Here is a 13,525-nt window from a genome sequence, read left to right as displayed (position 1 = left end):
AAACCATATAAGTTATATAAAGAGAATATAAGTTTACTAGATTTTGTTGTTTGACTTATATATCGCAATTGTGTTCGTTTTTTGTCATTTCAAGTAATTCGACAATGATTGAGGATTTTAAGTACGTAGATTATAGTTTAATTTTAAAAGAAAAAACCTTTGTCAAAGTCTAAAACTTTGACAAAGGTCGATGTCAGTAAAATTGGAATTTGGTCCCAATGCTTCGGGATAAAATTTGAATTTAATTATTCCGTATCCTTAGTTTCTTCCAAATTCTCTGTTTTTCTTCCCACTTTTATTTTCGGATTATCCTGTGTTCCGGTAACGGTTAACGGAATTCCGAATATACCTAAAGGAGGAAGTCCTAAACGCATTTTTAAGTTCAATTTTCCGTCTAGACTTGTTGTGCCTTCAATTCTTGGTCTAAAGCCTGCAAACTTAAATTTAAAGCGTTCTACCGTCATGATATTATTTTTGATCGTAGTTTTGATATCAACTTTAGAAACATCGGGATTTTTTATCGATTTAGAATTTGTTTGTTTACTCACGGCAGTAAACATTTTCAGTCCTCTTATTTTTACATCTTTTACAGAAAGTATTCCGCCGCCAATTAACGAAGGATAAACAGGTTCCATATTGCCATTTAAACGTCCTTTTAACTGATAATCCAGCGATACGATTCCTTGGGCTTTTTCAGCAGCGCTTGCCATTTTTCTGAATACTTCAATCTCATTATAAGCTCTTTTAATATCAAAATCCGAAGCTTTAATGGTGTAGTCAAAATTTGCTTTTTGAGTTGTTACAGCCTGATAATTGGCATTCATGGCAACATTGCATCCAATTAAATTAAAACCGGTATTTTGCATGGTCAATTTACCTTGATTCATTTTTAGATTTCCGGTTGCATTTTGAAGAGTTAATTTATCAAAATACACTTTTTGGGCATTTGCCATTAATTGCAAATTCAAATTGGTCGGAATTATAATCACGCCTGTTTGTACAGCTTCCGTTTTAGGAGCCGGAGTTTCGGTTTTGGTCACAGTTGTATTTGCCGGAGTACTCGACATAAATTCATCAACATTAATGTATTTCGCCGTTACGCTAAATGAACCTTTTAAAACTCCTGTATTTGTTGTTACATAATTGAAAACATTTTGCAAATAACCATTCATTTTAAAATCAGATTGTCCGTAAGCAGCCAAAAAGTTATTGAATGACATTTTATCCTGATTGATTTTAAAAATACCTTCTTTAATGATGAATTTCTTTGGCAGATATTCAGATGCAATTCCAATATTTCTAAGTTCAAGCGTTCCTTTATTGTAAAGTTTGCTGTAATTTCCTTTTTCGGCATCGCTTTGTTTTCCTTTCAAAACCAGATCAGCTTTTACAAAACCATCCAAATCAAGTCCTTTTTGAGAAAAAACTTTATAGATTTTATTAACATCAAGTTCGCCTTTTGCTTTAATATCATAAGTCAAATCATTAAAATTGCTTAAATCAGCTTCAACAAAAACAGGTTTTCCTTCAAAAGTAAACTGAGTTGGTTTCAGACTCACTTTCAAATCATCAAAAGTTCCTTTTTGATCCTCAATTTTCGATTTTATTCTAATATTTGTGATTGGATTTGGATAATATTTGGTTTTCAAATAGCCGTTTTCCAAATCAATGATTCCGTTTGTAACCGGGAAAAGTTTGTTTTTCTGATCAAATTTTCCGTTTGCTTTTACATCTCCAACTAAACTTCCTTTTAATTCCAGATCAGGAATTCCTAATGCTTTAGTTAACTTTCCAAGATCAATTTTAGCTTTAAAATCACCATTAATATCAGGCGTATTGGCTCCTTTGATATAGAATTTCGATTTTAGATAATCCTGTTTAATGTTCAGTGATAAATTTTGAGCATCAACAATCAATAGATCCGGATTTAAGGACGGAACTTTTGTTTTAATGTCTAAATTTAAATTAGAAACCGGAAAAGAACTTTTATTATAATTGACAAATCCGCTGTCAATTTTTATATCCAAATTAAGATCTGGCGCTATTTTTTGAGCAGCGATATAATTTCCTTTTAAAGTTAAAAGCAAGTTGGTATTTCCTTTTAATTCGGTTTTAGAAAGCCATGTAATATATTTTGGAGGGAAAGCGGTAAAAACATCATATAAATTACTATTCGTAGATTTTATGACAAAATCCATATTATAACCATCTTTCAAAAAGTCAAATTTCCCTTTAAAATCGACTAAAAGCTGATTGATTTTAAGGTTATTCTGTTGAAAAAAGAACGATAACGAGTTTATATTTACTTTGGTAATCAAATCGGCATCCACTTTTTTATTCATTAAATACGGTTCGCCTTCGTAAACAATATTTAGTTTTTCGATTTTAGCTTTTGAGTATAAATCAAAAACAGCTTTATTTAAATCTCCTTTCCCTAAATAATCAAAACCCAAAGCATCAAAATGAACTTTTGTCGATTGATCGTCGTAAATTATTTTGCTGTTTAAAATTTCAATTCGTTCCAGTTTTAAAGCGGTATCAGTACTGTCTTTTGGATTCTCAGCCTGCGATGACGATTTGTAAACGTTGTAATTTGCTTCGCCTTTGGCATTCACTTTTACATTAATAAAGGAATCAGATAAATAAATCTGATCGATTTTTACAGCTTTGCTAAAAACTAAACTGGCGACATTTATTCCAAAAGAAACCTCTTTTGCAGTAATGAATTTTTCGTTTTTGTATGGTGCAGATCCGTTAAGGCTTAGATCATTTAAGGTTAAAGTTAAGGACGGAAAATGATGAAAAAAGGAAATCGAAACATCAGAATAATTAAGTTCTGCACTAAGTTTTTCGTTAGCAGTTTTCTTAATTTGCTCTTTAATTTTATCAGCAAAAATAATAGGCGTAATAAATAATAATGCTAAAATAACAACAAAAGTAATTCCTGTATATTTGGCCGTTTTTAATAGAATTGACTTGGTTTTATTTGTTGACATGGTGAATAAGTGGTATTATAATAGATAAAAAAACGGATAAAATATTTATCCGTGAACTGTTTCTTTTTTTCCGTAATTGGTAATAATAGAACCTTCGTATTCGATCCATTCTTTCCAACGTTTGTCGATGTCTATATTGTCTGTATATTTTCTGGCAAATCCTAAAAAAGTCGTGTAATGTCCCGCTTCAGAAATCATTAGATCACGATAAAATTTGGCTAATTCTTCGTCTTTTATATTTTCCGAGAGCACTTTAAAACGCTCGCAGCTTCGGGCTTCAATCATGGCTGAGAATAATAATCGATCGCAAAGAGCGTCTTTACGGCTTCCGTCTTTTTTCATAAATTTAAAAAGTTCATTTACATAATGATCTTTTCGTTCACGGCCCAATGTCAAACCTCTTTTTTTGATAATATCATGTACCATTTGCAAATGCTCTAATTCTTCTCTCGCAATTACAAGCATTTCAGTTACTAACTCTTCTAATTCAGAATTGTAAGTAACTAAACTGATGGCGTTTGAAGCTGCTTTTTGCTCGCACCAAGCGTGATCTGTCAAGATTTCTTCGATATTTGACTCAACGATATTTACCCAACGAGGGTCTGTGGCTAATTTTAATCCTAACATAATTTATCAGAAAACTGTGATGTGCAAAATTAGTGTTTTTTATGACCGAAAGTCAGGAAATACGCTTAAAAAACCATTATTTTGTATGTTCAAAGAATTAGCGATGAATCAAACTAAAAAACTTTTAATTATTGGTTTTGTCTGGCCTGAACCAAATTCGTCTGCGGCGGGTGGCAGAATGATGCAATTGATTTCTATTTTTAAACAAAATGAATTTGAAATTACATTTGCAAGCCCGGCTTTAGACAGTGATTTTATGGTTGATTTATCCCAGTTTGGAGTTACAAAAAAATCAATTGAACTGAATAATTCCAGGTTTGATGATTTTATAATGGAGCTTAATCCGGATGTAGTTTTGTTTGACCGTTTCATGATCGAAGAACAATTTGGATGGCGCGTAGCCGAAAATTGCCCAAAAGCGATCCGTTTATTAGATACTGAAGATTTGCATTGTTTAAGAACGGCAAGGCAAAAAGCATTCAGGGAAAACAGAAACTTTGAACTTCATGATTTATTGTCTGAAGAAGTGGCAAAACGTGAAATTGCAAGCATTTTAAGATGTGATTTGTCGTTTATTATTTCCGAATTTGAAATGAATCTTTTAAAAGAAATATTTAAAATCGATTCCAGTTTATTGTATTATTTGCCATTTCTGGTTTATGAAATGTCTGATTTGGATTTGTTGAAATTGCCTTTGTTTGAAGAAAGGAAAAATTTTGTGTTCATCGGAAATTTTCTCCATGAACCCAATTGGAATACCGTTCAATATTTAAAAGAAACGATTTGGCCGTTAATAAAAAAGCAATTTCCAGAAGCTGTTTTAGAAGTTTACGGCGCTTATCCGTCGCAAAAAGTATTGCAGCTGCATCAGCCTAAAAATGGTTTTTTTATTATGGGAAGAGCTGCAGATGCGAATGAAGTGGTGAAGAATTCTCGTGTTGTTTTGGCACCAATTCGTTTTGGAGCAGGTTTAAAAGGCAAATTATTAGAAGCCATGCAATGCGGAACGCCAAGTATGACTTCAACAATTGGTTCTGAAGCAATGCATGCAAATTTGCCTTGGAATGGTTTTATTACCGATGATATTGAAACCTTTGCAAAAAAAGCAGTTGACTTATATCAGGATGAAAATTTGTGGAAACAATCTCAAAAAAAAGGAGTTGCAATTGTCAACGAATGTTATCAGTTAAGCAAATATTCGACAGCTTTGGTTGCAAAAATTAATTCACTTTTAAGTGATTCCGAAAGCCATCGTTTGCATAATTTCATGGGAAGTTTATTGCAGCATCACACCTTAAAAAGCACCAAATACATGGCAAAATGGATTGAGGCTAAAAATAAAAATTAAGGCTTCATTCTTCCAAAACCTACCGTTTCACGATACAATTGCGGCGAAACATCAGCATTTGTTTTAAAAAATCGGCTAAAATAATGTTCGTCGTCATAGCCCAATTCATAAGCGATTTCTTTTACCGTTTTATTGGTCATGTATAATTCTCTTTTGGCTTCAATTATAATTCTTTCGGCAATTAAATCCGTTAAGGTTTTATTGAAATAATTCTTGGATAATTTAGCTAAGGCTTTCGCCGAAATGTTCAGCATTTCTGCATAATTTCCTGCAGAATGTTTGGTTTTGAAATTATCTTCGATAGCATCTTTTAAAGTTTGAAGAATAAAAGGTTCTTTAGAATCCGGAATCGATTTCATTTCTTCTAGCTGTTGATTTTTTAATCTCGAAGCTGTAATCAAAAATATCTTTAAATAAGAAATCAATAAGTCATATTGCGCCAATTCTGCGTTTTGAATCTCCGTTTTCATTTGATCTAAAACCATTTTGAAAATTATCGCAGCCTCTTCGGGAATTATAGTAAATGGCGGCTGATACACATTATTGAATAAAACACCATTACATGAAACTTCCTTTTGGTGGTAATGAATGCAGTAAAAATCAGGATGAAAATGAATCGCAATTCCTTCAATTGGTTCATTTACGCAAAGCATAAAAGGCTGATACGGTGAAAAGGCGAGGAGTGAGTTTTCTTTAAATTGATGCTCAGCAAAATCGGCTTTTACTTTGCCTTTTCCTTTGGTAACCCAAATTAAAGAGAAATAATTATTACGCTGTAAATGATCAAAATGGCTGTTGTCATCAAACGGAAGGAGTTTAAAAGCCAGATTCCCATTCTGCGGATTAATTAAAGTAAAAACATTGTGATTGCTCATATTTGCTGGTTTTTGGAAATATAAAGATAGTCATGAATAAATTCACAACTATCTTTATACTTTATTTTTTGTTGAATTAGTTTTGTAGCTCCAAGCTTGGAACTGCTGGAAAATCAATTTCTGTATTGGCCGTATTATTGAAATAGTTTGTTAGAACATTCAATGCTACGTGTGCTACAATTTCTGCAATTTCAGCTTCAGAAGCTCCAGCATTTTTAACAGCATTTACATCTTCGTTGTTTACTAAACCATTTTTACTCACTAATGTTTTAGCAAATTTTAATATAGCATCAGTTTTAGCATCTACAGAATTTCCTGTTCTTGCGTCGTGTAAAACTTGAGCATCAGCTTTTAATAATTTTTCTCCAATAAATGTATGAGCGGCAACACAATACTCACATGAATTGCTTTCTGAAATTATCAATGCTAATAATTCACCGGTTTTTGCGCTTAATTTTCCGTGGCTAAGCGCTCCGCTTAAATTTAAATAACCTTCTAATACTGCCGGAGAATTTCCCATTGTTCTCATCATGTTCGGAACAACACCTAATTTAGCTTGTACAGCGTTGAATAAATCTTTAGTTTTTCCTGTTACTTCTTCCGGGTTTAATGCTGTTAATCGTGTCATTTTATTTAATTTTTGATGTTACTTATTAATTGTTGTCTTTTGACATTACAAAGGTGCGACGATTACAGATTTTAGAACATGGAGGATTAACGCTATGTGATGGACAATTTTCCCTGAGTGTTTTTTTTTGAGTAAAGAGTACTCAGATTGTGATTTATCCCGTAGGGATTACATGTTGGTAGAAATTATCAAGTATTATAGTCATTTGTCCCGTTAGGGACTACACCAATATGCTATAATATGTAGTCCCTAACGGAACAAATGATCAAAATGAATGTTATTTTTTCTACCAACATGTAATCCCTACGGATAAAAAAACCCCCGAATTATCTATCTGATAATCGGGGATGTAACTGTAAAAAAGCAAACTGTTTATTGTCTCTTTTCACTGAGAATGAAAACCGTGACTGAAAACTGAAAATTATTTCAATAAACCTTCAACCGCTTGTTCAGTTGTAGCATGATATCCTGATTTTGCTTTTTCAAAAATTTGTTTTGCCCAAGCCTTTCCTTCAGGAGTCTTAACCAGTTCTTTATAAAGTGTCATCAAAGATCCTGTTCTGCTGGTTGCAATCATAAATTGTTCGATTGCAGGATAAGCAGGTTTGTATTGGTGAATTATTGCCTGAACAAACCATTGACGTTTAATAACAAAGTTTCCGTTTTTAGTAAAACTGAATTCATTGTCAATTGCAGCCATTTCTTCGGTAGAAAGATCTGCCGGAAGATAATCGATAAAATGTTGTTTTTCTGTAGTCGATTTTATCTTTTCGCTTAATCCTTTAATGCCTGTTTTTCTCCACTCTTTCTGAATATTATCTATAGCAGCAAAATCTTCAGACGAAACAGCTGTAATATTTGACGGAATTCCAGGTTTGTAAATCCAATCATTTAATTTTATTTTTTCTTCAAGAACTTTATCACCTTTAATAAGATTATCATTTAGATATTTTACAAAATCCTCTGTCGTGATCGATTGAAAAGCATGTGCATCAAAATAATTTTTAATAAACGGATCAAATTTTTCACGACCAACAGCTTGCTCAATTACCTTTAAGAAATTATATCCCTTCACATATGGAATTTCACTAATTCCGTCATCCGGATTTCTATTTGTTAAGCTTACTTTTAAACGTGTATCAGGACTTGTTGCGCCAAATTCAGCTATATTATCGTCTAAGTCTTTACGAGTTAAAACATCTTGCATTTCGGCTTCTTTTTTACCGAAAATTTCTTCCCCAATTCTATGTTCCACATAAGTGGTAAAACCTTCGTTTAGCCAAATATCATCCCAAGTTGCGTTTGTAACTAAATTTCCACTCCAGCTATGGCCTAATTCATGCGCCAATAAACTCGTTAAAGAACGGTCTCCTGCAATAACTCCGGGTGTTAAAAAGGTCAAGTTTGGATTTTCCATTCCGCCATAAGGGAAACTTGGCGGTAAAACCAAAACATCATAACGTCCCCAACGATATGGACCGTAAAGTTTTTCGGCAGCGCCAACCATTTTTCCTAGTTCAGCAAATTCCCAAGCAGCTTTTTTAATTAAAGATGGTTCTGCATAAACTCCGGTTCTATTGTCAATTGCCTGAAATTCAATATCTCCAACAGCAATTGCCATTAAATAAGACGGAATTGCTTTGTCTTGTTTAAAAGTATAAACTCCGGTATCATTTTTCTTCTGCGGATTTACAGCGCTCATTACGGCTAATAAATCTTTAGGAACTGTAACTTTTGCATTATAAGTAAAACGAATTCCCGGAGAATCCTGACACGGAATCCAGGTACGTGACCAGATACTTTCGCCCTGAGAAAATAGGAATGGTTTCTTTTTATCTGCAGTTTGTTCCGGTGTTAACCATTGTATCGCGATAGCATCTTTTGTTGTGCTGTAATAAATATTAACTTTTGTTGTGTTTGGTTCAATGGTGATTTTAAGTGGTTTTCCGTGAAATTCAACTGCAGCGCCAAGTTCAAATTTGGTTTCTTTTTCGTCGTCACCTAAAGTTACTTTAGTAATGTTTAGCGTATTTTCGTCGAAGATAATTTCATTTCCTTTGCTGATGTTGTCAATTAACCAGGAAGCTTTTCCTGAAATAGTCTGAGTGTCAAAATCGACTTTAATATCAAGATCTAAATGTTTTGCAACAGCAAGATCTGGTTTAGAGAAAGAATGTTCGTCTTTAACCGTTGTTGTTTTTTCAGCGTTGTCTTTTTTCTGACACGCTAATGCGGTCAAAAATAAAACCAAGAGATAGACTTTTTTCATTTTTACGAAGTATTGAATTTGAGGATGAAAATTAAACAAAAAATCCCGTTTTGAATAAACAAAACGGGATTTAAATATAAAATTAACCTTCGATTTTTCAGTTTGCCTTCGATTTCTCTCAGGCTGAGATGGAAATTATGCCAACATTGTAACCGGGCTTTCGATGTATTGTTTTAATGTTTGTAAAAATTGAGCTCCGGTTGCACCGTCAATTGTTCTGTGGTCACACGCTAATGATAACATCATTGTATTTCCAACTACAATCTGACCGTTTTTAACTACTGGTTTCTCAACAATTGCACCTACAGAAAGTATAGCAGAATTTGGCTGGTTGATAATTGAATTAAATTCAGTAATACCAAACATTCCAAGGTTAGATACTGTAAAAGTACTTCCTTCCATTTCCTGTGGTCCTAATTTTTTGTTTTTAGCTCTTCCGGCAAGATCTCTTACCGAAGCACCAATTTGAGATAAACTCATAGCATCTGTAAATTTCAATACAGGAACTACTAATCCGTCTTCAACAGCTACGGCAACACCAATATTAACGTGGTGGTTGATGATGATAGCATCTTCTTTCCACTGAGAGTTAATTTTTGGATGTTTTTTCAAGGCTAAAGCACAAGCTTTAATTACCATATCGTTAAAAGATACTTTTGTATCAGGAACCGTATTGATTGTTGCTCTCGATGCCATTGCGTCGTCCATGCTTACTTCGATCACTAAGTTGTAGTGAGGCGCTGTAAATAAAGATTCTGCCAAACGTTTAGCGATAATTTTACGCATTTGAGAATTTTTGATCTCTTCTGTGAAAACTTCTCCCGCAGGAACAAATACTTTTGGTGCAGCAGGAGCAGCAGTTTCAGCTTTTGGTGCGGCAGCCGTTGTAGTTGCAGCAGGCTGTTGCGCTTGTGCAGCTGGAGTAAAGTTTTCGATATCGCTTTTTACGATTCGTCCGTTTTCTCCTGAACCTTTAACCTGGGTTAATTGGATTCCTTTATCAGAAGCAATTTTCTTAGCTAATGGTGAAGCTAAAATTCTTCCTCCGTTTGATGAAGTATCAGCAGTTGCTTCTGTTGCTTTTTCAGCAGCAGGAGCCGCTTTTTCTTCAGTTGCTGGTCCCGAAGCTTCGGGAGCAGTTGCAGTTCCTCCTGCAGTATAATTATCTGCAATTCCAGAAATGTCAGTTCCAGCTGGTCCAATAATAGCTAATAAACTATCAACAGGAGCTGTATTTCCTTCCTGAATTCCGATGTATAATAATGTTCCTTCATTGAAAGACTCAAACTCCATTGTAGCTTTGTCAGTTTCAATTTCAGCAAGAATATCACCTTCTGCAACAGCATCACCTACTTTTTTCAACCAGGTTGCTACTGTTCCTTCAGTCATTGTATCGCTCAAACGCGGCATAGTTACAACTACAACACCTTTTGGTAATTCAGTTGCAGCTTTTGCAGCAGGGGCAGGAGTTTCTGTTTTTGTTTCTGCAGCAGCAGGAGCGGCGTCAGCTTTTGGTTCCGAAGCTTCGGAACTAGCAGCAGGAGCATCGCCACCGGCTAAAAGAGCAGAAATGTCTTCTCCTTCGTTACCAATGATGGCTAATAATGAATCAACCGGAGCAGTTTCTCCAGCCTGAATTCCAATATGTAAAAGAGTTCCTTCGTTGAAAGACTCAAATTCCATTGTTGCTTTATCTGTTTCAATTTCAGCAAGAATATCTCCTTCGCTAATTTTGTCGCCTACTTTTTTTAACCAAGTCGCTACCGTTCCTTCCGTCATAGTATCGCTCAAACGAGGCATTGTTACTTTTATCGCCATAATATATTATAGTTTATGAGGTGTAAATGGATAGTCTTCTTGTGCGTATACTACATCGTATAATTGCTGCAATTCAGGATATGGAGATTCTTCGGCGAATTTCACACATTCTTCCACCAAGTCTTTAACTCTTTGGTCAATTGCTTCAATTTCTTCTTCTGTAGCATACTTTTGATCCATAATTACATCCAAAACCTGAGTAATCGGGTCAATTTTTTTGTATTCTTCCACCTCTTCTTTAGAACGGTATAATTGTGCATCAGACATTGAGTGTCCTCTGTAACGGTACGTTTTCATTTCAAGAAAAGTTGGTCCGTCGCCACGACGCGCTCTGTCAATAGCTTCTGTCATTGCTTCAGCAACTTTTACAGGATTCATTCCGTCAACAGGTCCGCAAGGCATTTCATATCCTAAACCAAGTTTCCAGATATCAGTGTGGTTTGCAGTTCTTTCTACAGAAGTTCCCATTGCATAACCGTTGTTTTCAACGATAAATACAACTGGTAATTTCCATAACATAGCCATGTTGAAAGCTTCGTGTAATGAACCTTGTCTTGCAGCTCCATCACCAAAATAAGTCATGGTAACACCGCCAGTTTCAAAATATTTATCAGCAAAAGCTAAACCAGCTCCTACTGGAATTTGTCCGCCTACGATTCCGTGACCTCCGTAAAAACGGTGTTCTTTAGAGAAAATATGCATAGAACCTCCCATACCTTTAGAAGTTCCTGTAGCTTTTCCTAAAAGCTCAGCCATTACGCGTCTAGGATCAACTCCCATACCAATTGGCTGAACGTGGTTTCTGTAAGCAGTAATCATTTTGTCTTTGGTCAAATCCATAGCGTGCAAAGCGCCCGCTAATACAGCTTCCTGACCATTATATAAGTGTAGAAAACCTCTAACTTTTTGTTGAATGTATAATGCTGCAAGTTTGTCTTCAAACTTTCTCCAAAGTAGCATGTCTTCGTACCACTTTAAATATACTTCTTTTGTAACTTCTTTCATCTGAATTCTTTCTTTTGCTAAAGTTTGTTTGTGTTATCAATTGTTGCCTATAACGCAAAATAGTTTCCTCCCACAAATTTGCGCCCGAAAGGTCGGGATGCAAAAATAAGACATTCCTATTAAGAAGTAAAATTTAAAAGGTACTTTTTGGCTTTTTTTTACAAGAACTTTTTATCAAACATAAAAGGAAGCAGGTTTTTTAGGGATGATGATTTGTAAACTTCACCAATTTCTCCCATAAAATAGATTTCTATAGGGGTATCTTGTTTGATTTCGTATTCTGCAATTGATTGTCGGCAAGAACCACAAGGCGGGATTGGAGCTTTTGTCTGATTGGTATCTGATGCAGCCGTAATTGCTATTTTTAAAATTTTGGCTTCAGGATAAACGCTTCCTGCATGAAAAATGGCTACGCGTTCTGCGCACAATCCTGACGGATAAGCGGCATTTTCCTGATTTGATCCTAAAATTGTTTTTCCGTTATCTAAAAGTAAAGCGGCGCCAACTCTAAATTTTGAATATGGAGCGTATGCTTTTTTGCGAATTTCAATAGCTTCGTTCATTAAGTTTTGAACGTCATTTGGTAATTCTGTTAATGAATCATAAACTAAAAATGATGATGTAACATTTATTTCTTTCATTCTTTTTATGGGAAAAAAAATCCAAATTCCTTAAATGAAGAAATTTGGATTGTTATTATTTTATATATTTTTCGTTTTAATAAACTTCGTATTTGTCTCCAAAGTTAAACGTTAAAGAAAAACGAAGTGTGTTTTCTAACGGATTTTTAACTTTTGATGCAGAAAATAAGTATGAAACATCAACTTTTACTACATTATACTTGAAACCGGCTCCTAAAGAGAAGAACTGAACGCCTCCTTTTTCAGGACTTTGGTGGTAATATCCTGCTCGCATCGAAAAAGCATCCTGATACGTATATTCTCCTGCAAGACTATAAGTAACTTCTTTTAATTCTTCGCTAAAACCGCCCGGAGCATCTCCAAATGATTTAAAAATTCCCGAAACCCAGCCAATATCATTATAGTTTTTATAATTGATATCGTTTGCTTGTTCCTGAGAAATTTCTCCCGGATCATCATAGTCTCCGTCTCCGTTTAAATCTATAGGAGTTCCTGGTCCCGGAGGAGTTGGAACTAAAAGTTTTGTGAATTCAACGCTTACACCAACTTTATTGTAATCATCCAGTATAAAATCAAAACCACCACCAACTCTTAAATTGGCAGGCAAAAAGTTTGAACTTAAATCATCATTATCATAACTAATTTTCGGACCCAGATTTTGAAGGTTAAAACCACCTCTCCATCTTCCGTTAAAATTGGTATAGGCAATTTCTTCAGATTGATAAAATCCTGCAACATCTACTGCAAATGAACTTGCGGCTGATGCATCAACATCTTCTGAGGCTATTTTTAGATTTGAATTGATAAAGCGTGCTCCAATTGCCATCGAGAATGTTTCACTCAATTTTAATGAGTAAGATCCGTCTAAGGCAAATTCATTAGGCGATACAATATTCGGAATTTCAGATGGATCACCTGTTCTTCTTAACTCAATATCTCCAAAACCAAAATAACGAAAACTACCTGCAAAGGCACTTCGCTCATTAATTTTGTTGTAATACGTTACCTGACCAAGAGAAATGTCATTGGCTAAATCCGTTAAGTACGGCGTGTAACTGATAGAAAATCCTTGTTTATCAACTGAAAAAGCATATTTAGCAGGATTCCATTGCTGTGAGAAAACGTCAGATGACGTAGCTACACCCTGATCTCCAAGACCAGCTGCTCTGGCATCTGCTGCGACTAATAAAAATGGAACACCGGTTGTGATAGGTCGTTCAAGATCCTGGGCTTTTGCGTAGGAGATAATTAAGAAACAAATTAATAAGAGTGATATTTTTTTCATTTATGGGACTAATGTGTTTGTTATGCAAATATA

Annotated in this window: 10 protein-coding genes; 1 reads left to right on the top strand and 9 read right to left on the bottom strand. The window is 34.7% G+C overall.

Translation table 11 applies throughout. The features are described 5' to 3' along the window. Positions 1–245: 245 nt before the first annotated feature. Complete coding sequence (locus ACZ0AH_RS20660; RefSeq protein WP_463477640.1) at positions 246–2,996, bottom strand: AsmA family protein; 2,751 nt, start codon at positions 2,994–2,996, stop codon at positions 246–248. Between the two features lie 45 nt (positions 2,997–3,041). Next, positions 3,042–3,623, bottom strand: coding sequence for a MiaE family protein (locus ACZ0AH_RS20655; RefSeq protein ID WP_065448101.1), 582 nt, complete (start codon positions 3,621–3,623; stop codon positions 3,042–3,044). 103 nt (positions 3,624–3,726) lie between these two features. Between ACZ0AH_RS20655 and ACZ0AH_RS20650 the strand changes: the two genes are divergently transcribed. After that, positions 3,727–4,971, top strand: coding sequence for a glycosyltransferase (locus ACZ0AH_RS20650; RefSeq protein ID WP_463478124.1), 1,245 nt, complete (start codon positions 3,727–3,729; stop codon positions 4,969–4,971). On the opposite strand, the gene ACZ0AH_RS20645 is transcribed toward ACZ0AH_RS20650, so the two are convergent. From ACZ0AH_RS20645 to porV, 7 genes are all read right to left on the bottom strand, one after another. Beyond that, the gene (locus ACZ0AH_RS20645; RefSeq protein WP_463477639.1) at positions 4,968–5,846 is read right to left on the bottom strand and encodes a helix-turn-helix domain-containing protein; all 879 of its coding nucleotides are present in this window, start codon (positions 5,844–5,846) and stop codon (positions 4,968–4,970) included. The genes ACZ0AH_RS20650 and ACZ0AH_RS20645 overlap by 4 nt on opposite strands. A 76-nt stretch (positions 5,847–5,922) precedes the next feature. Next, entirely contained in the window at positions 5,923–6,474 is a 552-nt protein-coding gene (locus tag ACZ0AH_RS20640) for a carboxymuconolactone decarboxylase family protein (protein WP_463477638.1), read from the bottom strand. 421 nt (positions 6,475–6,895) lie between these two features. After that, positions 6,896–8,743, bottom strand: a complete 1,848-nt coding sequence (locus tag ACZ0AH_RS20635) for a hydrolase/aminopeptidase (RefSeq protein ID WP_463477637.1) — start codon at positions 8,741–8,743, stop codon at positions 6,896–6,898. 135 nt (positions 8,744–8,878) lie between these two features. Next, positions 8,879–10,561, bottom strand: coding sequence for a dihydrolipoamide acetyltransferase family protein (locus ACZ0AH_RS20630; RefSeq protein ID WP_463477636.1), 1,683 nt, complete (start codon positions 10,559–10,561; stop codon positions 8,879–8,881). Between the two features lie 6 nt (positions 10,562–10,567). Beyond that, complete coding sequence (pdhA, locus tag ACZ0AH_RS20625) at positions 10,568–11,566, bottom strand: pyruvate dehydrogenase (acetyl-transferring) E1 component subunit alpha (protein WP_026983801.1); 999 nt, start codon at positions 11,564–11,566, stop codon at positions 10,568–10,570. 158 nt (positions 11,567–11,724) lie between these two features. Then, positions 11,725–12,207 (bottom strand): cytidine deaminase, encoded by a 483-nt coding sequence (cdd, locus tag ACZ0AH_RS20620; RefSeq protein ID WP_463477635.1) that lies wholly within the window; start codon positions 12,205–12,207, stop codon positions 11,725–11,727. A gap of 76 nt (positions 12,208–12,283) precedes the next feature. Next, positions 12,284–13,492 carry a type IX secretion system outer membrane channel protein PorV gene (gene porV / locus ACZ0AH_RS20615; RefSeq protein WP_463477634.1) on the bottom strand — a complete coding sequence of 403 codons (1,209 nt, stop codon included), beginning with the start codon at positions 13,490–13,492 and terminating at the stop codon, positions 12,284–12,286. Positions 13,493–13,525: the final 33 nt, after the last annotated feature.

It is taken from the genome of Flavobacterium sp. AC105 (genome assembly GCF_979258495.1).
Note: the sequence above shows the minus strand (reverse complement) of the source record. Positions and strands in the feature narration are given on the sequence as shown.